At 73.4% G+C, this 22,527-nt stretch carries 21 protein-coding genes and 1 pseudogene; 18 read left to right on the plus strand and 4 right to left on the minus strand.

Annotation, left to right across the window (positions count from 1 at the left end):
• The first annotated feature begins 228 nt into the window (after window positions 1–228).
• The 5 genes from ACN28G_RS28155 to ACN28G_RS28175 all read left to right on the plus strand — a co-directional run bounded on the left by ACN28G_RS28155 (window position 229) and on the right by ACN28G_RS28175 (window position 4,174).
• Entirely contained in the window at window positions 229–1,026 is a 798-nt protein-coding gene (locus ACN28G_RS28155) for a GNAT family N-acetyltransferase (RefSeq protein WP_421480719.1), read from the plus strand.
• Between the two features lie 214 nt (window positions 1,027–1,240).
• Complete coding sequence (locus tag ACN28G_RS28160) at window positions 1,241–2,437, plus strand: helix-turn-helix domain-containing protein (RefSeq protein WP_421480992.1); 1,197 nt, start codon at window positions 1,241–1,243, stop codon at window positions 2,435–2,437.
• Between the two features lie 186 nt (window positions 2,438–2,623).
• Window positions 2,624–2,788 (plus strand): hypothetical protein, encoded by a 165-nt coding sequence (locus tag ACN28G_RS28165; protein WP_421480720.1) that lies wholly within the window; start codon window positions 2,624–2,626, stop codon window positions 2,786–2,788.
• Window positions 2,775–3,968, plus strand: coding sequence for a helix-turn-helix domain-containing protein (locus tag ACN28G_RS28170; RefSeq protein WP_421480721.1), 1,194 nt, complete (start codon window positions 2,775–2,777; stop codon window positions 3,966–3,968). The genes ACN28G_RS28165 and ACN28G_RS28170 overlap by 14 nt, the downstream gene beginning before the upstream one ends.
• Complete coding sequence (locus ACN28G_RS28175) at window positions 3,968–4,174, plus strand: hypothetical protein (protein ID WP_091433527.1); 207 nt, start codon at window positions 3,968–3,970, stop codon at window positions 4,172–4,174. The genes ACN28G_RS28170 and ACN28G_RS28175 overlap by 1 nt, the downstream gene beginning before the upstream one ends.
• Before the next feature lie 3 nt (window positions 4,175–4,177).
• On the opposite strand, the gene ACN28G_RS28180 is transcribed toward ACN28G_RS28175, so the two are convergent.
• Entirely contained in the window at window positions 4,178–4,906 is a 729-nt protein-coding gene (locus ACN28G_RS28180; protein ID WP_229688547.1) for a hypothetical protein, read from the minus strand.
• A gap of 355 nt (window positions 4,907–5,261) precedes the next feature.
• Between ACN28G_RS28180 and ssd the strand changes: the two genes are divergently transcribed.
• The 7 genes from ssd to ACN28G_RS28215 are packed head-to-tail and all read left to right on the plus strand — an operon-like array spanning window position 5,262 to window position 10,434.
• Window positions 5,262–6,362 carry a septum site-determining protein Ssd gene (ssd, locus tag ACN28G_RS28185; RefSeq protein ID WP_421480722.1) on the plus strand — a complete coding sequence of 367 codons (1,101 nt, stop codon included), beginning with the start codon at window positions 5,262–5,264 and terminating at the stop codon, window positions 6,360–6,362.
• Window positions 6,359–7,558, plus strand: a complete 1,200-nt coding sequence (locus tag ACN28G_RS28190) for a TadA family conjugal transfer-associated ATPase (RefSeq protein ID WP_091433534.1) — start codon at window positions 6,359–6,361, stop codon at window positions 7,556–7,558. The genes ssd and ACN28G_RS28190 overlap by 4 nt, the downstream gene beginning before the upstream one ends.
• Window positions 7,555–8,712, plus strand: coding sequence for a hypothetical protein (locus tag ACN28G_RS28195; RefSeq protein WP_421480723.1), 1,158 nt, complete (start codon window positions 7,555–7,557; stop codon window positions 8,710–8,712). The genes ACN28G_RS28190 and ACN28G_RS28195 overlap by 4 nt, the downstream gene beginning before the upstream one ends.
• On the plus strand, window positions 8,712–9,500 hold the full coding sequence (locus tag ACN28G_RS28200; protein WP_091433538.1) for a type II secretion system F family protein: 789 nt from the start codon (window positions 8,712–8,714) through the stop codon (window positions 9,498–9,500). Before ACN28G_RS28195 ends, ACN28G_RS28200 begins: the two co-directional genes overlap by 1 nt.
• 24 nt (window positions 9,501–9,524) lie before the next feature.
• Window positions 9,525–9,716, plus strand: coding sequence for a DUF4244 domain-containing protein (locus ACN28G_RS28205; protein ID WP_091433542.1), 192 nt, complete (start codon window positions 9,525–9,527; stop codon window positions 9,714–9,716).
• Window positions 9,713–10,081 carry a TadE family type IV pilus minor pilin gene (locus tag ACN28G_RS28210; protein ID WP_091433544.1) on the plus strand — a complete coding sequence of 123 codons (369 nt, stop codon included), beginning with the start codon at window positions 9,713–9,715 and terminating at the stop codon, window positions 10,079–10,081. The genes ACN28G_RS28205 and ACN28G_RS28210 overlap by 4 nt, the downstream gene beginning before the upstream one ends.
• A complete protein-coding gene (locus tag ACN28G_RS28215; RefSeq protein ID WP_421480724.1) occupies window positions 10,078–10,434 on the plus strand; it encodes an Rv3654c family TadE-like protein in 357 nt (118 codons plus the stop codon). Before ACN28G_RS28210 ends, ACN28G_RS28215 begins: the two co-directional genes overlap by 4 nt.
• A gap of 92 nt (window positions 10,435–10,526) precedes the next feature.
• Here ACN28G_RS28215 and ACN28G_RS28220 read toward each other — a convergent pair whose 3' ends face one another.
• The 3 genes and pseudogenes from ACN28G_RS28220 to ACN28G_RS28230 form a co-directional block, all read right to left on the minus strand.
• Entirely contained in the window at window positions 10,527–11,105 is a 579-nt protein-coding gene (locus ACN28G_RS28220) for a hypothetical protein (RefSeq protein ID WP_421480725.1), read from the minus strand.
• Window positions 11,106–11,209: 104 nt separating this feature from the next.
• Entirely contained in the window at window positions 11,210–11,416 is a 207-nt protein-coding gene (locus tag ACN28G_RS28225) for a hypothetical protein (RefSeq protein WP_091433555.1), read from the minus strand.
• Between the two features lie 94 nt (window positions 11,417–11,510).
• Window positions 11,511–14,036, minus strand: a pseudogene (locus ACN28G_RS28230) (DEAD/DEAH box helicase); the annotation flags it as partial.
• Between the two features lie 184 nt (window positions 14,037–14,220).
• Here ACN28G_RS28230 and ACN28G_RS28235 point away from each other — a divergent pair.
• From ACN28G_RS28235 to topA, 6 genes are all read left to right on the plus strand, one after another.
• Window positions 14,221–14,577 carry an STAS domain-containing protein gene (locus ACN28G_RS28235; RefSeq protein WP_091433558.1) on the plus strand — a complete coding sequence of 119 codons (357 nt, stop codon included), beginning with the start codon at window positions 14,221–14,223 and terminating at the stop codon, window positions 14,575–14,577.
• A complete protein-coding gene (locus tag ACN28G_RS28240) occupies window positions 14,574–15,011 on the plus strand; it encodes an ATP-binding protein (RefSeq protein ID WP_091433561.1) in 438 nt (145 codons plus the stop codon). The genes ACN28G_RS28235 and ACN28G_RS28240 overlap by 4 nt, the downstream gene beginning before the upstream one ends.
• 296 nt (window positions 15,012–15,307) lie before the next feature.
• On the plus strand, window positions 15,308–17,686 hold the full coding sequence (locus tag ACN28G_RS28245) for a sodium-translocating pyrophosphatase (RefSeq protein ID WP_091433564.1): 2,379 nt from the start codon (window positions 15,308–15,310) through the stop codon (window positions 17,684–17,686).
• A gap of 114 nt (window positions 17,687–17,800) precedes the next feature.
• The gene (locus tag ACN28G_RS28250; protein WP_091433566.1) at window positions 17,801–18,340 is read left to right on the plus strand and encodes a hypothetical protein; all 540 of its coding nucleotides are present in this window, start codon (window positions 17,801–17,803) and stop codon (window positions 18,338–18,340) included.
• Window positions 18,331–18,957, plus strand: coding sequence for a hypothetical protein (locus tag ACN28G_RS28255; protein WP_229688408.1), 627 nt, complete (start codon window positions 18,331–18,333; stop codon window positions 18,955–18,957). The genes ACN28G_RS28250 and ACN28G_RS28255 overlap by 10 nt, the downstream gene beginning before the upstream one ends.
• Window positions 18,958–19,309: 352 nt before the next feature.
• The gene (gene topA, locus ACN28G_RS28260; protein ID WP_421480726.1) at window positions 19,310–22,321 is read left to right on the plus strand and encodes a type I DNA topoisomerase; all 3,012 of its coding nucleotides are present in this window, start codon (window positions 19,310–19,312) and stop codon (window positions 22,319–22,321) included.
• Window positions 22,322–22,527: the final 206 nt, after the last annotated feature.

Genomic DNA, 22,527 nt, shown 5'->3' on the forward strand with positions numbered 1-22,527 from the left:
CCACGGTGAGCTGCCGTCATAGATGCTCGCAACTTCCAGGATCTTGTCTCCAAGACCCCACCCCGGGAGCACCACAACAAGGAAGTTGTCGCCTGCCGGTCGGTTGCTCGGGGCGGGATGTGGTGGCGTGCCCCGTAGGCAACCGGGCATCGGGGCGGACTTTGTCGGGGCCCTGTGCTCGTGGCCCCATAACCCACTGCGCGTTTTCGGCCGGCCGCCAATTCGGTGGTGGTCGGGGCCGACGGCGGGGAGGATGCGTCAATGGCTCGATCGGCTGTGTCACAACGCGTCGAGGAACTCTGGGTCAGCCTCGCCGGTGTCACGACCAGCTTCCCGGCCGACGGCGTACAGGTGGTTGTCGCGGCCGGGTCGCGGCTGTGCCCACCGGCGTGGGTCGGCATCGTGGTGTTGGGAAACTCGGGCCTCGCCACCGCGCCGGACGCGGTCACCGCCCGGTTCCTGCGTGAGTCGCTGGCCGGTAGACCGCTCCGGTCGGCTGTCGGGGCTGGGCGGTGGAGCGGGAAGCCGGGCGTGGTGGACGTGCTCGGCCCCGCCTCGTTGGCGTACCTCGACGAGCAGGAGTTCCGGCCAGCGGCGGAGGCCCGCGGCGTGGTCCATCTGCCGCCGGGGCACCTGGACCTTGCCCGGCTGGTAGCAGAGGTGTCCGGGGAGGACATGGCGGAAAGTGGAATCGGCGAGATCTCGTCACCGGCGTTCGTCGTCCGGGATCGCGCACGGGTGGTAGCTGCGGCAGGCTACCGCGAGTGGCCAGGCGCGGTCGCGCACATCAGCGTGCTGACCAGTGCCCGCTTTCGGGGTCGTGGACTGGCCCGTGCGGTGGCTTCCGCTGCGGTGGCGGAGGCACTGGGAAACAATCTGCTGCCGCAGTGGCGCGCCCGGAACGAGCCCTCCCGAAGGGTCGCCCGCCGACTCGGCTTCCGCGAACTCGGCGGCCAGGTGAGCATCAGATTCGCGAGCTACCAGGTACAGCGCAACGGTGACAGGAGACCACCACCCCGTCAGTAGGGTGACATCGTGCGGAACGGCTGAGCTCCCGATTGATCTTCGGTGACCGCTCGATCTGGCGGGGTCGGCACTTTGGGGGCGGTGCTTCATCTCGTTGCCGGGTTGTCGCAGCGACCATCGAATTCCGGCCAGCCCGGGCAGTGATGGCGGTTACCGCCGATCAGTCCTCGTTGTACCGTCGGTAACGGTGGCTGTGGACGGGCACCGGGGCTGGCTGCTCCTTCCTGCGGAAGGGAGTGTCGTTGTGTCGTACGTCGATTCGCGTTTCGGGGCTCAGTTGCGGGCTCTGCGTACCGCTCGGGGTTTGTCGTTGCGCGCGCTCGGGCAGCTCGCCCACCGGGGGAAGAGCCACCTGCACGACCTGGAGACGGGGGTCAAGGCTCCCGCGCTGGAAACGGCGCGGCACCTCGACGAGGTGCTCGAAGCCGGTGGTGCGCTGGTGCGGCTCGTGGGGCAGCCGGTCGATCACGACGCCGAAGCCGACGAGTTGCTTGCGCGGGTACGCGCCAGCGATGTGAGCGCCGAGACGCTCACCCGCATCGAGGCGAGCGTCGACGATCTGGCCAGCGCGTACGCGACCAGCCGGCCGGTGGATCTGCTGCCGCTGGTGCGTAGGCGGTTGGCGTACGTGGGTCGACTGCTCGACGGGCGGGGGACGCTGGCGCAGCGGCGGCGGTTGATCGTCGCCGGTGGCTGGTTGACCGTGCTGCGGGTGACGGTACACATCGATCTGTTGCAGCGTTCGGCGGGCAGCGCTCATCTGGTCGCCGCTGCCAGGCTTGCCGAGCATGCCGAACACCGGGAGATCCAGGCGTGGTGTCTGGAGACTCAGGCCTGGGACCGGCTGACCCAGGGCGGGTACCGGCAGGCGATCGACCTGTCCCAGCAGGCGCAGCGGGTGGCACCTCGGGGAAGCTCGGCGCACCTCCAGGCGACTGCTCAGGAGGCGCGGGGGTGGGCGCGGGTGGGTGACGTGCGGCGGACTCGTGCCGTGCTGGACCGCCTGGAACAGTCGACCTCTAACCTGCCGGTGCCGGAGCGGGCTGAGCACCATTACCGGTACGACCCGACGAAGGCCCTGGCGTACACGGCCACGACGCTGTCCTGGGCGGGCGATCCGGCTGCGGTGCAGGTGGCCCGGGTCGCGCTGGCGGAGCTGGATCCGCGCGGTGACGGGGGTGAGCGGCCCCGACGGTCCGCCTCTGCCCGCCTGGACCTGGCCTTGGCGTTGGTGGCCGCCGGCCAACCCGACGAAGCCAGCGCGGTCGCCGCTGAGGCGATCCGGTCCGGACGGGTGGTCTCGTCGAACTGGTGGCGGGCCCGCGAGGTGCTGGAACGGGTCGAGCAGATCGACGCGGCGGAGGCGTCGGTGCTGCGTGCGGCCTACCAGGTCTACCGGCCGGTCGACTGACAGCGGACAACCGACACGACCAGCGGACACCCAACTTCTTTGGGTAGCCGTGTGCTCGCTCAATGCTGTGACCAGGGCGGGTGTGTCACGGTCACCGCGACCGGACGCGACCCGCGCACAGCCGGGCGCGGCGGTGGCGGTCCTCCCACGAGCACGCCGCCGCGCCCCCTTCGAGCGGGAGTGGCGATGGGTGACGACAAACCGCAGCAGAGCCTGGGCGAGCAGCTCCAGTCCGCCGAGCACGAGGCGGCCCGCCAGCGGATTCTGGATCTGGCGGAGGCGGAGCGGATTCCGGTCGAGGAGACCACCCGCGTCGTCCCGGACCGCCATAGGCGGCGTGGTCGTGGGTGAGCTGCCGGTGGGCCGGCGGGTGGCGTACTGGCGGGCTCGCCGCCGCCTGTCGCAGCAGGTCTTCGCCGATCGGCTCGGTAAGTCCAAGAGCTGGGTCGACAAGGTGGAGCGTGGCGTCCGTGCCCTGGACAAGCTCTCCACCCTCCAGGACATCGCCACCGTCCTGCGGATCGACGCCGCCATCCTGTTCGGCCGCGACGCCCGACCCGTCGAGGTGACCACCCGGGCCGACGAGCTGGAACGCGTCCGGGCGGCCCTGTCCCGCTACGAGATCCCGTTCGGTCGGCCGCCGGGTGCCCGGCCGGTGTTGCCGGCCGACCGGATGGCCCGGCAGGTCGCGCACGCGTGGACCACCTTCCAGTACGCCCGCTATCCCCACCTGGTCGGCCTGTTGCCCGGCCTGTTGACCGACGCGCACCACTGCCACGCCGCCGATCCGGTCGGTGGGCGGGTGCCGTTGGTGCAGGCGTACCGGGTCACCGCGGCCGTACTGGTCAAGCTTGGTGATCCAGACCTGGGTTGGTTGGCCGTGGACCGGGCGATGAACGTCGCCAGCGGTGACCGGTACCTCGTCGCGGCGGCTGCGGTGCAGCTCGGGCAGGTGTTACGTGCCGCCGGGCGGGCCCGGGTGGCGAAGTCGGCGATGCTCGCCGCCGCGTACCGCATCGCCCCGGCCGAGCACGGCGACGGGCCGCAACTCTCGCTCTGTGGCACCCTGCTGGTCCAGGCGGCCCTGGCCGCCGCGCGGGACGGTGACGACAGCGCGGTGGCCGACCTCCTCGACGAGGCCGGGGCCATGGCCGCCCAGGTCGGCGACGGCCTGGACCACCAGTACACCGGGTTCGGGCCGACCGCCGTCACCCTGGCCCGTGCGGCGGCGGCGGTCGACCTCGGTGATGTCGGCCAGGCCATCGCCTGGCATCAGAGCGGCGTCCGCCGCGACGGCTGGCGCTGGCTGCCTGCCGAACACCGCGCCGCGCACCTGGTCGACACCGCCCGCGCCCACCTGCACGCCACCGACCCGCGTACCGCCGGGCGCATCCTCACCGAGGCGGACCGGATCGCGCCCGCCGAGGTACGCCGCCGACCTGCCGGCCGTGACCTGCTGGCCCGGATCGCCCACGACCCTGACGCGCCGGCCACCATCACCCACCTCGCGACCTGCCTTGGCGTCGGCTGATGACCGGCCCGTTCCTGAGCCTGGCCCAGATCCACAACCGGCTGGTCCTCACCGCCCGCCAGGTCCTCCGTCAGCACCGACCCGGCACCGACGGCCGCTGCCCGGTGTGCCGCACGGCAGGCTGTCCGGTCGCCGACGCCGCCCGCGACATCATCCGGACGGTCAGCCAGGTCCGCCTCTGGCGGGTCACCGGGCAGGACCGGTGAGGGTCAGCCGATGACGGCGGTGGCGGTGCGGGCCTCCGGCTGGAAGCAGGCCAGCGCGTACCCCCGGACCGTGGTGACCACCCACGGGTGCCCCACGTAGGTGTGCTGGCGGCGGGTCTGGCCCGGGTCCAGCACCGCGTACTGGCGTCGGCGGCCGTCGTAGCCGATCCAGTGGATCACCACCGGGTGCGCGCGGGTGTTCCGGAACTCCACGTACGTCTGCGCACCGCCGCCGACCGAGCGGAGCCGCCGCTCGGCCGAGGCGGGCAGCGGCGTGAGTTCCGCCGGCCGTGGTGAGCTGGACGGTTTCGGTGGTGCGGTCGACGGACGGGGCGAAGGCGGTGCCGTGCTGGGGCGTACCGACGGGGTGTTGGCGGGCTTCGGGGCCGGCGGTCGGGTCGAGGGCCGGGAGGTGCTGGGCGTCGCAGTGGGGGTGGCCGTGGAGGTGGGCGGGGGCGGGCTCGTCGCGGTCGCACGGGCCGACAGCGAGCCCGACGAGGTCGCGCCGGTGCCGGTCGGCGGCGGGGCCGGCTGGAGGCTGTCCGCCCCGACGATCGCGATCGGCGTCTCGTCCATCGGCTGGTATTCCGACCGCTGCGGCCCGGTGAGGTAGGGCAGCAACCCGATCGCCAGGGCCGCGAGCAGCCCGACGGCGACCAGACCCGGCACGACCGCCGCCCCGCCCCGGCCGGTCGTCCGCCGTCGCGGCCCGTCGTGCTCCGACAGACCCACGAGGGGTACGCCGGGAGTATCCGTCCCGGTCGGGTAGGTGCTGAGTGTGATGCGCGGCTCGCCGCGAGTGTGGTCCGGTGCGTCCGCCATGAACCCCTGATCCCGAGTACGCGGGTGCCACCGGCGTTGTCGCCAGTGGCACGGCCACGATTATGCGGCCAGGACCGGTGGATTCGTCAATGGTGCGCTCGATTGATCTTCATCCGGGGTGCTTCGGACATAGCAGATCCACCGCGTTCGCGGGCGTTATCCACAGTCCACAGGGTTATCCACAGGCGACGGTCGGTGAGCGGTCGGGTGTGTCCCGGTGACGGCAGGGTGGGGCCTCAGTCATCCCGTACCCCTGGAGGCCGCGATGCCGCCCCGTACCTCCGTTCCGACCGGCCGACGACGGCCGCTGATCGTCACCGCCGACGGTGAACTGCTCGACGACCTGCTCCGGCTCGCCGCGGCCGGGGGCGTCGAGGTCGACGTGGCGGCCGATCCGGCCGCCGCGCGGGCCCGCTGGCTGCCCGCACCCCTGGTACTGGTCGGCAGCGACCAGGCTCAGGCCTGTCTGCGGGCCCGGTTGCCGCGCCGGCCACGGCTGGTCATCGTGGGCCGCTCCGGTCAGCTCGACCCCGGCTGGGAGATCGCCGAGCTGGTCGGGGCCGAGCACGTCGCCACGCTGCCGGCCGCCGAGCCGTGGTTGGTCGACCGGTTCGTGGAGTGTGCCCCGGACCAGCCGACCTCGACCGCCCGGATGGTCGCGGTGCTCGGCGGGCGGGGTGGTGCCGGGGCCAGCGTGCTCGCCGGTGGGCTCGCGGTCACCGCCGCCCGGTCCCGGCTGCGTACCCTGCTCGTCGACGCCGATCCGCTCGGCGGTGGCCTCGACCTGGTGCTCGGGTGGGAGCAACTGGAAGGGTTGCGCTGGCCGGCGCTCAGCGACACCGACGGCCGGGTGGACCCGCCGGCCCTGGTGCGCGCCCTGCCCAGCCGGGGCGACCTGGTGGTGCTCTCCTGGGACCGGGGTGAGCTGCTCAACCTGCCGGCTCCGGCGATGGCCGCCACGATGGACGCGGCGCGGCGCGGCCGGGACTTCGTGGTCGTCGACCTGCCCCGACAGCTCGACGACGCGGCCGTGATCGCGTTGCAGAGCACCGACCAGGCCTACCTGGTGGTGCCCGCCGAGCTGCGCGCCACCGCGGCGGCGGCCCGGGTGGTCGCCACCGCCGCCGCGCACTGCGCGCAGCTGTCGGTGATCGTCCGCGGCCCGGCGCCGGGCCGGTTGAAGGCGGCCGAGATCGCCCGCTCCCTCGGGTTGCCGCTGGTCGGCACGCTGCGCCCGGAGCCGGGTCTCTGCCGGGGCCTGGAACGGGGCGAGGCACCGGCCGCCGCCGGGCGGGGGCCGCTCGCGGTGCTCTGCCAGCGGCTCGTCGCCGAGGTGACCGGCCGGTCGACGGCGGGTGCGGCGTGACCGCCCGCGCGGACACCGAGGCGCTCTCCGCCCGGGTCCGGCAGCGCTTCGCCACCGCGGCCACCCCGGTCACCGCCGCCGCCATCGTCTCCGCCGTACGCGCCGAGCCGGCCGCCGCGGTGCTCGGCGACACGGCGCTGCTGCGGATGGCCGACCGGGTGCACGACGACCTGGTGGGCGCGGGACCGCTCGCTCCGCTGCTCGCCGACGAGCAGGTGACCGACATCCTGGTCAACGGCACCCGGGTCTGGGTCGACCGGGGCCGGGGCCTGCACCAGGTGGCGGTCCCGATGGGCACCGTCGAGGACGTCCGGCGGTTGGCGGTGCGGCTGGCGGCCGGTGCCGGGCGACGCCTCGACGACGGTGTGCCGTACGCCGACGCCCGGCTGCCCGACGGGACCCGGCTGCACGCGGTCCTGCCGCCGGTGGCGACCACCGGCCCGTACCTGTCGCTGCGGACCTTCCGGCAGCGGCCGTTCACCCTCGACGAGCTGGTCCGCCAGGGGACCGTGCCGGCGGCGGTGGCCCCGGTGCTCGCCGCCGTCGTGGCGGGTCGGCTGGCGTACCTGGTCACCGGTGGTACGGGCTCGGGCAAGACCACGCTGCTCAACACGCTGCTCGGCCTGGTGCCGCCGACCGAGCGGATCGTGCTGGTGGAGGACGCGGCCGAGCTGTACCCGGTGCACCCGCACGTGGTCGGCCTACAGGCGCGCACCTCCAACGTGGAGGGCTCCGGCGCGGTCGGGCTGAGCGACCTGGTCCGGCAGGCGCTGCGGATGCGTCCCGACCGGCTGGTGGTGGGGGAGTGTCGGGGCGCGGAGATCGTCGACCTGCTGGCCGCCCTGAACACCGGCCACGACGGTGGCGCGGGCACCCTGCACGCCAACGCCCCGGTCGACGTGCCGGCCCGGTTGGAGGCGCTCGGGCTGCTCGGTGGGCTGCCCCGGGCGGCCCTGCACGCCCAGGTGACCGCCGCCCTCCAGGTGATCCTCCAGGTCCGCCGGGGTGCCCGGGGCCGGCTGCTGGAGTCCATCTGCCTGCTACTGCCCGAAGGGCCGGAACGCCTGGTCGGCGTGGTTCCCGCCTGGACCCGGGGGCAGGGGCCCGGCCCGGCCGCCGGTGCCCTGGCCGCGTTGCTGCACACCCGCGAGGTGCCGCCACCGGCGGTGCTGGCCTCGACCGGGGAGCGGAGGTGACCGCCCTGGTCTGGTCGCTGGTCGTGGCGGTCCTGGTGGTCGCCGGGCTGCTCGGGGCGATGGCCCGACGGCAGGCCCGTCGCGTCGTGTCGTCCCGACCGGATCCGCTGGTCACCTGGGTCACCGAGCTGAGCCGTACGCCGGAGCACGACGCACCCCGTCCCGGCCGGTCCGGCACCGGGTCGGTGCCGCCGGGTGCCGGGGCGGGGCGGCCCGAGATCGGTGGGTATCACCGCCAGGTCCGGCCGCTGCCGTCCCGGCCGCCCGGCCGCCGGGAGTCCCTCCGACCGCCGACGGTAGCGACGCTGGCGCACCCGGCGCTCGACGAGCACCCCGATGCTCTCCCCGACCCGCACGACGACCCACCGGACGCGGCCCACGCCGGCTGGCGGGTGCGGATCGCGCGGCTACCGGGCCGGATCGCCGACGTGCCCCGGCGGGCCCTGTTCCTGAGCGGCCTCGCCGCAGCCGTGGCCGGTGGTGTGTCGGCCGGTCCGGTGGCGGCGGTGGCCTGCGCCGGGTACGCCCTGCTGGGCAGCGGTGCGCTGATACGACGGCAGAGCACCCGGCGGGCGCAGCGCGCCCGGCGGCGGCGCCTCGACCAGCTCTGCGCCCTCGCCGCCGACCTGCGGGCCGGGCTACCGGCACCGACGACGATGCGGCTGACCGGATCGGGCCCGACCGCCGCCCGGATCGACAGGCCGGATCGGATCGACAGGCCGGACCGGATCGACAGGCCGGACCGGATCGACGTGCCGGAGCGGGGCGACGTGCCGGACCGGGGCGACGTGCCGGACCGGGGCGACGTGCCGGATCGGATCGAGCAGCTGACCGTGGCCGCCGTACGCCTGGCCGAACGTACCGGTGCACCCCTGGCCGAGCTGCTGGAGCGGATCGAGGCGGACCACCGCGCCGGTGACCGGGGGCTGGCCGCGGCGGCAGCGCAGGCCGCCGGCGCCAGGGCGACCGCCTGGTTGCTCGCCGCGCTGCCGCTCGGCGGGATCGGACTCGGCTACGGCATCGGCGTCGACCCGATCGGCATCCTGCTGCACACCCCCATCGGGGCCGCCTGCACCCTCGCCGCCGTCGCCCTGCAGGCCGTCGGGCTGGCCTGGGCCGACAAGCTCACCAGCGGGCCGGGAGGAGTCGGCTGATGTCCCAGGCATCCCTGCTACTCGCCGGTCTGGGCACCGTGGCGGTGGCCGCGCTGGTCGCCCTTGCCACCCGCCGTCCGCTGCGTCGCCTGCGCCGGCTGCCGGCCGCCCCGGCCGGGACGTCGAGGCCGCGACGCACCGGGCCGGTCGACTCCGCCGGGCCGCAGGCCGGTGTCCGTCCCCGGCCGGGCTGGCGGCCGGACCGGATCCGCTGGGCGGCGGCGTTTGGCGGGCTGGCCGTGGCGGTCGTGGTCGGCGGCTGGGCCGGGGCGATCGGCGCGCTGCCCACGGCGGTGCTCGCCGACCGGCTGCTCCGACGGATCGAGCCCCCGGCGGAACGTCGGCGCAGGCTGCGGGAGGCCACCGACCTGCCGCTGGCCGCCGACCTGTTGGCGGCGGCCCTGCGGGCGGGTGCCCCGGTGGACCGTTCGGTGCTGGCCGTGGCCGAGACGCTCGACGGTCCACTGGGTGCGCGACTCGGTCAGGTCGGCCGGACGCTGCTGCTCGGTGGTGAGCCCGGCGAGGCGTGGGCGTACCTGACCCCGGTGTCCGGGGCGGACCGGCTGGTGGCCGCCGCCATCCGGTCGTCGGCCAGCGGCGCGGCGCTGACCGGTGCGTTGACCCGGCTCGCCGACGACCTGCGGGCCGACCGATCGGTGGCCGTGGAGGCCTCGGCCCGTCGGGCCGGCGTGCTCATCGTGCTGCCGCTGGGGCTCTGCTTCCTGCCGGCCTTCATTCTCGCCGGCCTGGTGCCGGTGATCGTCGCCGTCCTCGGCGACGTGCTCTGACAACTCCTTCGAGAAGGGAACGACATGCGCACACTCCTCACCCGGTTACGAACCCGGCTACGCAGCCGCCTGCGCGGCGACGCCGGGATGAACACCGCCGAATACGCGGTGGGCACCCTGGCCGCCGTGGCCTTCGCCGGCCTGCTGCTCAAGGTGCTGACCTCCGACAGCGTGCAGGCGGCGCTGGCCGGGGTCGTCGACCGGGCCCTGCAGTGACCCGGCGCCGGTGGGCCGGTGACGACCGGGGCTCGTTCACCGCCGAGTTGGCGGCCGGCCTACCGGCGCTCCTGCTGCTCCTGCTCACCGGGTTGACCGCCGTCGACTCGGTGAGCACGAAGGCCAGTTGTCTGAACGCGGCCCGGGAGGCGGCCCTGGCCGCCTCCCGGGGCGACGACGGCGAGGCGGCGGCCGTCGGTGTCGCGCCGGTCGGTGCCCAGGTCACCGTCGGCGTCGATGCCGGCCGGGTCACCGCGACGGTGCGGGCTCCGGTCCGGGCCCTCGGTGCTCGGTTGCCCCGGCTCAACGTCTCCGCCACCGTCGTCGCCGCCGTGGAACCGGGCCTACCGGAGCCGTCCCGGTGAAAAATGCGCCCGAGGACCGGGGTGGGGCCACCGTCTGTGTGTTCGCCGCGGGATTGGTGCTGCTCACGTTCGCGACCTTCGCCGCGGCGGTCGCCGCTGCCGGGGTGGCCCGACAGCGGGCCGGCGTCGCGGCGGACTTCGCGGCGCTCGCCGGCGCCGGTGCGGTGGCCCAGGGCGACGAGGCGGCCTGCCGATCCGCCGCGACCCTCGCCGAGGCCAACGGCGGGCGGCTTACCGGTTGCCGGGTCGACGGCCTCGACGTGCAGGTGACGGCGGCGGTCACCGTGACCGCCCTGCCCGGCCTCACCCGGACCGTCACCGCCACCGCCCGCGCCGGCCCGGTACGCGCGTGACGGGAGTGGTGAGCGTGCTGTCGTGGACGGTCCAGCCCGGCCGGGGCGGTGGAGGGAGGTGCCGACCTTCGGCGGTCGGCACCTCCGGCGGGTCACCGGCCCTGGAGCGCGTCCAGGGCGATCGACATGGCGATGACCAGCCGCCGGTCGATCTGCGGGTTGGGGATCTCGACGACGTACCGGTCGCGCAGGCCCCACTTCTTGATCACCGAGAAGACCGGCTGACCGTTGGCGGCGAAGTCGAAGTGGTACGGCAGCCAGGAGAGCGAGTCGACGAAGCGCCGCAGGATCGCCACCGGCATGCTGCGTTCCTGGCCGACGACCGCCGGCAGGCCGGGCTGCTCGACGTGCCAGGTCGAGCGGAGCAGGGACTGGCCGAAGTCCTTACGGAACAGGCCGATCGGGTTGCCGGCCGCGTCGGTCACGTCGTACGTGGCGGCGAGGTCGAGCCGTTGCCGGGCCTTGAAACCGAGCAGCGGCTGCTGCTTGGTGTCGTCGGTGTAGATGGTCACCTGCTCCTTGAAGGCGAGCCGCTTCTGCTGCGCGAACGCGAGCAGCCCGGCCTCACCACCGTCGGGCCCGACGGCGTGCACCTCGTACTGGTTGACCATCAGCCGGATGCGCTGGCGGATGTGGAACTGCTGCTGGCCCTGCAGAACGTCTGGCTGCATGAATATCTCCTTGGAAGGGTGCGCCGGAGTGTTGCACAATCCGGCAACCCGCTGGTGCCTGCTCCCGCCCGGACGACCGGCACCGCGCCGCCCGGGTCAGCGGGTCAGCGTCCGCCGTCCACCGGTACCCGCATCACCAAGGTGTTGAGCACCTGGTGGATGCTGCGCAGCCGCTCACTTATCTGGTCCAGTCGTTCGGCCTGGGCCAGCGCGGCGAGCGCCGAGCCCAGGGCGATCTGCTGGTCGGGGGTGAGGTGCTCCTGGTTGATCGTGTACAGCAGGTCGACAGTTTCGGCGATGGTGTCGGCCACGACTCCTCCTCCGGCGGAAGGGCAACGAGCTAAGGGCTGCGCCAACGTCGATGGAAGCGCTCCCACGCCCCCCATTTCCCAGACTGACCGCGATCTATTCCTGCCGCCGGCCAGCCAGCTCGGCCAGCACCACGTCGAGGACCCGGACCGCCTCCGGCTTGGCCAGCGGGTTGTTGCCGTTGCCGCACTTCGGGGACTGGACGCAGGACGGGCAGCCGGACTCGCAGCCGCACTGGTCGATCGCCTCCCGGGTGGCCCGCAGCCACTCGGTGGCCGTCCGGTACGCCCGTTCGGCGAAGCCGGCCCCGCCGGGGTGCCCGTCGTAGACGAAGACGGTCGGGGCCTCGGTGTCCGGGTGCAGCGCGGTGGAGAGTCCGCCGATGTCCCAGCGGTCGCAGGTGGCGATCAGCGGCAGCAACCCGATCGCGGCGTGTTCGGCGGCGTGCAGGGCGCCCGGGACGTCGGCCGGCTCCACCCCGGCCAGCGCCAGCGCCTGCGGCGACACGGTGAACCAGACCGCGACGGTGCGCAGCTCACGGGCGGGCAGGTCCAGCGGGCGGGTGTCGATGACCTCGCCGGAGGCGATCCGTCGCCGCTGGTACGAGACCACCTGGCTGGTCACGTCCACCTCGCCGAGGAAGAGCCCGACCGGGCCGGCGTCCACGTACGACCTTACGGAGACCACCGACAGCGAGGTGACGTCCCGGGCGTGGGTGGACCAGTCCGGCTCCTCCGGGTGCACCAGCGCGCAGCCGTCGGCGAGGTCCAGCTCGTCCACCACGTACGACACGCCCTGGTGCAGGTAGACCGCGCCGGGGTGGATCAGGAAGTGCGACGAGCCGCCGTCGACGGTGCCGAGCAGCCGACCGGTGGCCGACTCGACCACGCAGACCGGTGCGCCGCCGGAGCCCCGCAGGTCCACCTCGGGGCGTTCCCGGTGCCGCCAGTACCAGCCGGTCGGCCGGGCCCGCAGCGCGCCGGCGGCGACCAGCGAGTCCACCGCCTCCTTCGCCCCGTCGCCGAAGAGCTCCAGGTCGGCGGGGGTGAGCGGGGACTCGGCCGCCGCGCAGGCCAACTGTGGGGCGAGCACGTACGGGTTGGCCGGGTCGAGCACGGTCGCCTCGACCGGGCGGCCGAACAGCGCCTCCGGGTGGTGCACCAGGTAGGTGTCCAGCGGGTCGTCCCGGGCCACCAGCACCGCCAGCGCCTCCTGCCCCGAGCGTCCGGCCCGGCCGGCCTGCTGCCACAGCGACGCCCGGGTGCCCGGCCAACCGCAGATCAGCACGGCGTCCAGCCCGACCAGGTCGACGCCGAGTTCCAGCGCGTTGGTGGAGGCGAGCCCGAGCAGGTCGCCGTCGAGCAGCGCCCGTTCCAACTCCCGGCGTTCCTCCCGCAGGTAGCCGGCCCGGTAGGCGGCGACCCGGTCACCCAGCCCGGCGACGGCCTCGTCGAGGGCCCGTCGGGCGTTGGCGGCGACCACCTCGGCACCCCGGCGGGACCGGACGAAGGCGAGCGTGCGTACCCCCTCGGCGACCGTGTCGGCGAGCAGGTCGGCGGTCTCCCGCAGCGCCGACCGGCGGACCTGGGTCAGCTCCGCGACGGCGGCGTCCACGGCGGAGTCCGGCGGGAGCAGTGGCGGCTCCCAGAGGGCGAAGGTGACCCCGCCGCGCGGCGAGGCGTCCTCGGTGACGGCGGTTACCGGCACCCCGGTGAGTCGTCCGGCGGTCGTCGCCGGGTCACCGGAGGTGGCCGACGCGAGCAGGAAGACCGGCCCACCGGCCGCCCCCGCCCCCACCTGCCGGGGAATCCGACCATCACCCGCGCCCGCCGAGCCCGCGCCCGCGCCCGCGCCCGAGCCCGAGCCCGCGCCCGCCGAGCCCGAGCCCGCCGAGCCCGTGCCCGCGCCCGCGCCCGCGCCCGCCGAGCCTGCGGCCGCCGAGCCCGCGCCCGCCGCGCCCGAGCGGCCCGGGACGCCGGCCGAACCCCGGCCGGACGGCGCGCAGCGGCGGCGGAGCCGGCGGAGCACGTGTGCGACGTGGGAGCCGAAGACGCCCCGGTAGGTGTGGCACTCGTCGACGATCACGTACGTCAACCGGCGCAGGAACCCGGACCACTGGGCGTGTCCGGGCAGGATGCCGTGGTGCAGCATGTCGGGGTTGGTCAGCACGAACCGGGAGTGCCGCCGGATCCACTCCCGTTCGGTGCGCGGGGTGTCGCCGTCGTAGCAGGCGGGGCGTACCCCGGGTAGTTCCAGGGCGGCGACGGCGCGCAACTGGTCGGCGGCGAGGGCCTTGGTCGGGGCCAGGTACAGCACCGTGGCGCGCGGGTCGGCGAGCAGGGTGGCCAGGGCGGGCAGCAGGTAGGCCAGGGACTTGCCGCTGGCGGTGCCGGTGGCGACCACCACGTGCCGGCCGGCGTACGCCAGGTCGGCCGCCTCGGCCTGGTGCCGCCAGGGCGCGTCCACGCCGCGCCCGGCCAGCGCCGCCCGTAGCTCCTCGGGGACCCAGTCGGGCCAGGGCGCCGGTACGCCGATGCGGGCCGGCACCTGCTCGACGTGGGTGACCGGGTCACCGGCGGTCCGGGCGCGCAGCCGGCGTAGCAGGTCGGCGGGCGCCGCCACCGGCGTCCGCTCGCGGCCGGCTCGGGTGGCTGCGGAGGTCACGTCCTGCACTCTCGCACTGGTGTTCGGAGATGAAAACCGGGGGTGCTGGGTATGGGGTGGAGCGGTCGACGCTCCACCGGGGGCTTCGACCGGGGATGGTTAGATGCCCCAGAAGAGTTTACGGCTCTTGCGAGGAGGACCGATGGAGCTGTCGCTGGCGACCCACACGGTGGGGGAGCACACGGTGCTCTCCGTCGGCGGCGAGGTGGACGTCTACACCGCCCCCCGGCTGAGGGAACGGCTGCTGGAGTTGATCGACGGCGGGGACCGGCGGATCGTGGTGGATCTCGGTCGGGTGGACTTCCTCGACTCCACCGGCCTGGGTGTGCTGGTCGGGGCGCTCAAGCGGCTGCGGGCCGCCGGTGGTTCGTTCGCGCTGGTCTGCGACAAGGAGCCGCTGCTCAAGATCTTCCGGATCACCGCGCTGGACCAGGTCTTCCCGTTGCACCCCACGGTCGACGCGGCGGTCGAGGCGGACCCGACCGGCTCCGGCGCGTGATGGCGACCGTCAAGCTCTCCTTCTCGCCCGCTCCGGTGCACGTGCGCACCGCCCGCCTGGTCGGCGTCGCGGTGGCCCGTCGGGCCGGGGTCCGCGAGGACCTGCTCGACGAGGTACGCCTGGCCATCGGCGAGGCCTGCACCCGGGCGGTCGCCCTGCACCGGCAGTACGGGGTGCCCGATCCGGTGCTGGTGGAGATGTCCGACGGCGGGACGTACGCGGTCCGGGTGGTGGACCGGGCCCCGATCGAGGCGAGCATCGGCCTGGCCGCGTTGCCGCCGGACGCGCTGGCCAACGAGTCGCTCACCGATGAGGCGCTGACCACCGGCGTGGGCTTCGCCCTGCTCGCCGGGTTCGTCGAGGACCTGCAGGTGCGCCCGGTCGACGAGGGCGTCGGCACCGAGGTCCGGATGGTCTGGCCGGTGTCCCGCTGACCCCGCAGCGGCGGCGACAGGTGCTCCGCTAAAGCGGAGTCGACGACTGCCTATATCAGATTTTTCCTCGTAACACAGCGACGAAGATCATCAGCTGTGGGTGCACCCTCCGTGTGACCTCCAACACGACCGGCGGCTACAGTACCCGGGTTGTCAGCAAGTGATCCGCCCCGCAGCCAGCGGGTACGTTCGGCGCTGGTCTGCCCCGACGGGCCGGCGCACTTGCTTTTCCGCATCCGGGCGCCGGTCGGTGCGTCTCCACCGTCGGCGCGAGTGCACGGTTCAGGAGGACATAGATGTCCGGGACTCTGGCCGCCCAGGGTGGCGAGCTCTCCCTCACCGGTGCCAATCTGACGTATGTCGTCATCGCGGCGGTCGTCGCGCTGGTGGCCCTCGTCTTCGCCGCCACCCTCACCAAGACGGTCCTGGCGGCCGGTACGGGCACCGAGAAGATGCAGGAGATCTCCGGAGCTGTCCAGGAGGGTGCCTCGGCGTACCTGACCCGGCAGTTCCGGACCCTGGCGATCTTCGTGGTCATCGCGGTGGTGCTGCTCTTCCTGCTGCCGGTGCACGACACCGACGGCAGTGAGCTGCTGGTCAAGATCGGCCGTTCGGCGTTCTTCGTGGTCGGCGCGCTGTTCAGCGCGTTCATCGGTGGCGCCGGCATGTGGCTGGCCACCCGCGCCAACCTGCGGGTCGCCGCCGCCGCCCGGGAACGTGAAGGTGGCCGCGAGGCGGCCATGAAGATCGCCTTCCGGACCGGTGGCGTGGTCGGCTTCCTCACCGTCGGCCTCGGCCTGGTAGGTGCGGCGGCGGTCGTGCTGCTGTACCGGGGTGACGCGCCGACCGTGCTGGAGGGCTTCGGCTTCGGTGCCGCCCTGCTCGCCATGTTCATGCGGGTCGGCGGTGGCATCTTCACCAAGGCCGCCGACGTCGGCGCGGACCTGGTCGGCAAGGTCGAGCAGGGCATTCCCGAGGACGACCCGCGGAACGCGGCCACCATCGCCGACAACGTGGGCGACAACGTCGGTGACTGCGCCGGCATGGCCGCCGACCTCTTCGAGTCGTACGCGGTCACCCTGGTCGCCGCGCTGATCCTCGGTCGGGCCGCGTTCGGCAACGAGGGCCTGGTCCTGCCGCTGATCATCTCGACCATCGGCGTACTGGTGGCGATCATCGGTGTCTTCATCACCCGGCTGCGCGCCTCCGACCGCAACGGGCTGACCGCGATCAACCGGGCCTTCTACCTCTCCGCGGTGATCTCCGCCGCGCTGGTGGCTGTCGCCTCCTTCGGCTACCTCCAGCCCAGCTGGGCCGACCAGCTCGGCGACCAGTGGCGGCAGGGGCTGGGTGTCGACGGCGGCGACCCGCCGTTCGGCCCGCGCGGCACCGTCATCGCCGCGGTGGTCATCGGTATCGTGCTGGCCGCCGCGATCCAGGCGCTGACCGGCTACTTCACCGAGACCAACCGGCGGCCGGTGCAGGACATCGGCAAGAGCTCGCAGACCGGGCCGGCCACCGTCATCCTCGCCGGCATCAGCATCGGCCTGGAGTCGGCGGTCTACTCCGCGCTGCTGATCGGCGCGGGTGTCTTCGGCGCGTTCCTGCTCGGCGGCGGGTCGATCACGCTGTCGCTGTTCGCCGTGGCGCTGGCCGGTACCGGCCTGCTCACCACCGTCGGCGTGATCGTCGCGATGGACACCTTCGGCCCGATCTCCGACAACGCCCAGGGCGTGGCGGAGATGTCCGGCGACATCGACGAGCACGGCGCGCAGACGCTCACCGAGCTCGACGCGGTAGGCAACACCACCAAGGCGATCACCAAGGGCATCGCGATCGCCACCGCCGTGCTCGCCGCGACCGCGCTGTTCGGCTCGTACACCGACACGCTGCGCACCGCGTACGCCGACGCGGGTGTCGGTGACGTCGGCGCGGAGATCCTCAACGCGCTGAACGTGGCCAACCCGCAGAACCTGGTCGGCCTGATCATCGGGGCGGCGGTGGTCTTCCTCTTCTCCGGGCTGGCCATCAACGCGGTCTCCCGCTCGGCAGGTGCCGTGGTGATGGAGGTGCGCCGGCAGTTCCGCGAGCTGCCCGGGATCATGGACGGCACCCAGCGCCCCGAGTACGGCAAGGTGGTCGACATCTGCACCCGGGACGCGCAGCGGGAGCTGCTCACCCCGGGGCTGCTCGCCATCCTCGCCCCGATCGCGGTCGGTTTCGGTCTCGGTCCGGGCGCGTTGGCGGCGTACCTGGCCGGCGCGATCGGTGCCGGTACGTTGATGGCGGTCTTCCTGTCCAACTCCGGTGGGGCCTGGGACAACGCCAAGAAGCTGGTCGAGGACGGCGCGTACGGCGGCAAGGGCTCCGAGTCGCACTCCGCCACCGTCATCGGCGACACCGTCGGTGACCCGTTCAAGGACACCGCCGGCCCGGCGATCAACCCGCTGCTCAAGGTGATGAACCTGGTGTCGCTGCTGATCGCCCCGGCCGTGGTGGCGTTCAGCGTCGGCGACGACCGCAACGCGCCGCTGCGCATCGGCATCGCCGTGGTGGCGACGCTGATCGTCGTCGCGGCGGTGGTGTTCAGCAAGCGCAAGGGCGTGGCGATGTCCGACGCCGACGACGGTGACGCCGGGCGCTCGGACCAGCGTCCGGAGACGGTGAACGCCTGAGTCGTACCGGATGACGGGACCCCGACCGATCACCTTCGGTCGGGGTCCCCGCCGGGGTCCGGTCGGCAAACCTGACCGGTGGCATGCGTGGCCTGAGGCCGTACCCTGCAACGCATGCGTACCTGCCGGGCGAGCGCCGCCGGAAAGCTGACGGTCGTCCTGGCCACGCTCCTGCTCGTCGCCGGTTGTGCCAGCGGGCCCAGCCCCCGGGCCTGGGCCGCCTCGGTCTGCGAGGCGCTCACCCCGTGGCGGGCCGAGATCAGCAAGCTGACCAGCAGCACGCAGCAGCAGATGACCGCCAAGACCACCCCGCCCCAGGCGAAGGAGAATCTGGTGCGTCTGTTCGCCGGGGCGGAACAGGCGAGCGAGACCGCCCGCCGGACGGTCGAGGAGGCCGGAGTGCCCCAGGCCGACCAGGGCGAGCAGGTTGCTGCCGGCTTCCTCGCCGCGCTGGGCAAGGTGCGGGACGCGTACGGCCGGGCCCGCGACACCATCGACGGACTGGGCACCGGCGAACCCGCCGCCTTCTACGACGGGGTCCGGGCCGCCGTGACGAAACTGAACGAGGAGTACGACGCCGGCGCGCTGGACACCAGCCGGCTGCATTCGGAAGAGCTCAAACAGGCCTTCGACGAGGTCCCGGAGTGTCGCTGACGCCACCCGACCCGACCACCGGCCCACCCGGGGCGGCGGTCCGGCAGCTCTCGCTCTTCGGCGCGGAGGTGGCCGAGCCGTCGGTCGCCGACCTGGCCGGGTTGCTCGCCGGGCCGGGCGAGGTGGTCCGGATGGGCGGCACGGCCCGCCTGAGCATCGTCGTGGACGCCGCCTGGCGGGTACACGCCCTGGTGCGTGAGCTGGCCCGCCGGGGACTGGCCGCGGCCTGGGAGCCCACCGCCGACCAGCGGCACACCGTGCGTACCTCGTACGCCAGCACGCTGGCTCCGCTGGCGGTGGCCTGGCTGCGCGGCGACGTCCAGTGCCCACCCGCCCGCTTCCACCTCGACGGCCGCCGGTTGCGGCTCTGGCTGATGGCCGCCGGTACCGCCGACCCGTCCGGTTTCCGGTTCGGGCTGGGCGGGCACGAGGCCGGTTGGGAGCCGGTCGGTGCCGCGCTGGCCGCCGTCGGCCTGCCCGGGATCCTGCTGGACCCGGCGGCGGGCGGCCCGGCGTACCGGATCACCGGCCGCCGTCGGCTGGCCCGCCTGGCCGAACTGGTGGGCGATCCGCCGCCGACGGTGCCCGGGACGCACTGGCCGGCCCGGGACCCCTGACGCGGTGACGTCCGTCGCTGTAACGTTCGGTGTGCTGTCCGATGGGGGACAGCCGCACGGGTCGTTTCCGGCGGAGGATGGGCTGGTCCCGCCTCGACCGGTGAGGCGGGTTCGTCACGGTCGACGACTGACCGGCCTACCCACGGTGTACGGTCGTGCCGTCCGGGTCGACCGGCGCAGCGGTGGTGTCGACCGCCGTCGCCGGGGCGGGACGGGTCGCCGCCTGCGACACCGAAACGCGGGCGAGGCGTTACGTTGGACGTCCGGACCGCCGTGGGCCGGTGGGGCCCGGAGCGGGTCCGTGCCGGGCCGGTCGGCGGGGACACGAGCAGGAGTGAGGTCGGGGAGTAACGTGCCGAGCAACGCCAGGACCACCCGTCTGGTCATCGTCGAGTCACCGGCGAAGGCCAAGACGATCTCGGGCTACCTCGGCCCGGGGTACGTCGTGGAGGCCAGCTTCGGTCACGTCCGTGACCTGCCGCGCAACGCCGCCGACGTGCCCGCCAAGTACAAGGGCGAGTCGTGGGCCCGGCTCGGGGTCGACGTGGACAACGGCTTCCACGCCCTCTACGTGGTCTCCGCCGACCGCAAGCAGCAGATCAGCAAGCTGGTGAAGCTGGCCAAGGAGGTCGACGAGATCTTCCTGGCCACGGATGAGGACCGCGAGGGCGAGGCGATCGCCTGGCACCTGGTGGAGACCCTCAAGCCCAAGGTGCCGGTCAAGCGGATGGTCTTCCACGAGATCACCAAGCCGGCGATCCAGGCCGCGGTGGCCAACCCCCGGGAGATCGACCGGGACCTGGTCGACGCCCAGGAGGCCCGGCGCATCCTCGACCGGCTGTACGGCTACGAGGTCTCCCCGGTGCTGTGGAAGAAGGTCATGCCGAAGCTCTCGGCGGGCCGGGTGCAGTCCGTGGCGACCCGGATCGTGGTCGAGCGGGAACGCCAGCGGATGGCCTTCCGCACCGCCGAGTACTGGGACATCCTGGCCACCCTCGCGGTGACCGACGCCGGCGAGGGCCCGCGAAACTTCAACGCCACCCTGGTCGCGCTGAACGGCGACCGGATCGCCACCGGCAAGGACTTCGAGCCGACCACCGGCCGGGTACGCCCCGGCGCCGGCGTGGTGCACCTCGACTCCGACGGGGCACGGGGGCTGGCCGCCCGACTCGAGGGCCGGCCGTTCACGGTCACCCGGGTCGAGGAGAAGCCCTACCGCCGCCGCCCGTACGCGCCGTTCATCACCTCCACCCTCCAGCAGGAGGCGGCCCGCAAGCTGCGGTTCTCGTCCCAGCAGACGATGCGCACCGCGCAGCGGCTCTACGAGAACGGCTACATCACCTACATGCGTACCGACTCGGTGAACCTGTCGGAGACCGCCATCGCCGCGGCCCGCCGGCAGATCGTCGAGCTGTACGGCGAGCGCAGCGTGCCGCCGGAGCCGCGCCGCTACACCGGCAAGGTCAAGAACGCCCAGGAGGCGCACGAGGCGATCCGCCCGGCCGGGGACAACTTCCGCACCCCGGGCGACGTGGCCAACGAGCTCTCCGGCGAGGAGTTCAAGCTCTACGAGCTGATCTGGCGGCGGACCATCGCCTCGCAGATGACCGACGCGGTCGGCTCCAGCGTCTCGGTCCGCATCCGCGCGGTCTCGGCCGCCCAGGAGGAGGCCGACTTCGGCGCGACCGGCAAGACCATCACCGACCCGGGCTTCCTGCGCGCCTACGTCGAGTCCAGCGACGACGAGAACGCCGAGGCCGAGGACGCCGAGCGTCGCCTGCCCAACCTGGTCAAGGGCCAGCCGCTGACCGCCGACGAGCTGGCCGCGCAGGGCCACCACACCCAGCCGCCGTCGCGCTACACCGAGGCCTCGCTGGTCAAGGCCCTGGAGGAGCTGGGCATCGGCCGCCCCTCCACCTACGCGTCGATCATGCAGACGATCCAGGACCGGGGGTACGTCACCAAGCGCGGCCAGGCGATGATCCCCACGTTCCTGGCCTTCGCGGTGATCGGGCTGATGGAACGGCACTACCCCCGCCTGATCGACTACGACTTCACCGCCAGCATGGAGAACGAGCTGGACGAGATCGCCGGCGGTGACCACGCGGCGGTCGACTTCCTCACCGCCTTCTACTTCGGCGGCGCCAACGGCGCGGGTGACCAGGACATCGCCCGCTCCGGTGGGCTGAAGAAGCTGGTCACCGAGAACCTCAGCGAGATCGACGCGCGCAGCGTCAACTCGATCCCGCTGCACATCGACGACGAGGGCCGCGAGGTAGTCGTCCGGGTCGGCCGGTACGGGCCGTACCTCCAGCGGGAACTGCCCGGTGGCGAGTCGGCCACGACCGCCGGTGCCGGTGCCGGCGGTGCTGGTGCTGAGGGTGCCGCTGGTGCCGGTGGTGCTGGTGCTGGCGGTGCCGAGGGCGGTGCTGCCGACGGCGGTAGCCAGGGGGACCGGGCGCCGATCCCGGAGGGGCTGGCCCCCGACGAGCTGACCCCGGAGAAGGTGCACGAGCTGTTCCTGGGCGGCGGCGGCGAGCGCAAGCTCGGCGACGACCCGGCCACCGGAGAGCCGATCCTGCTCAAGGCCGGCCGCTTCGGCCCGTACGTCGCCAGTGGCGAACGCAAGTCCTCGCTGCTGCGCTCCCAGTCGCCGGACTCGCTCACCTTCGACCAGGCGTTGCGGCTGCTCAGCCTGCCCCGCCTGATCGGGGTGGCCCCCGACGGCGGCGAGGTCTTCGCCAACAACGGCCGCTACGGCCCGTACGTCAAGCGTGGTGACGAGTTCCGCTCGCTTGACTCGGAAGAGAAGATGTTCACCGTCACGCTGGACGAGGCGCTGGCCCTGCTGGCCGCCCCGAAGACCCGCCAGCGTCGCGCCGCCGCGCCGCCGCTGCGGGAGATGGGCGTCGACCCGCTGACCGAGAAGCCACTGGTGATCAAGGACGGCCGGTTCGGCCCGTACGTCACCGACGGGGAGTTCAACGCCTCGCTGCGGCGCGGCCAGACCCCGGAGGAGCTGACCGTCGAGCAGGCCTCCGAGATGCTCGCCGAGAAGCGGGCCAAGGGGCCGGCCCCGAAGAAGAAGGCCACCGCCAAGAAGGCCCCCGCCAAGAAGACCGCCACCAAGGCCGCCGGCGCGACGAAGGCGGCTGCCACCAAGGCGGCTGCGGCCAAAGCCGGTGCGGCGAAGGCGGGCGCGACCAAGGCGGCTGCTACCAAGGCGGCTGCTACCAAGGCCGGTGCGGCGAAGGCCGGTGCCGGTGGTGCGGGTGCGGGTGCGGCGAAGGCGACCGCCGCCAAGAAGGCGGCCCCCCGCAAGGCCGCCCCCAGGAAACAGAGCAGCACCTCAACCTCCGAGTGAGCCCGACGGTCTGACCGGAGACGGAACCACCTTGGACCGGCCTGCCCTGTTCGACGGCCTGCCCTGTTCGACGGCCTGCGAGGCATCTGCGGCAGACAGGGTGACTGGGAAACGAAGCCCAAGGGCTCTTCTACCCATCACCTGGACTGCTGCCGACGCCTCGCTGGCCCGAGCGGACAGGTGGGTGCAAGGTGGTTCGATTTCTC

Origin of the sequence: Micromonospora sp. WMMA1923 (assembly GCF_049179195.1) — a bacterium.
Classification (GTDB): Bacteria; Actinomycetota; Actinomycetes; order Mycobacteriales; family Micromonosporaceae; genus Micromonospora; species Micromonospora yangpuensis.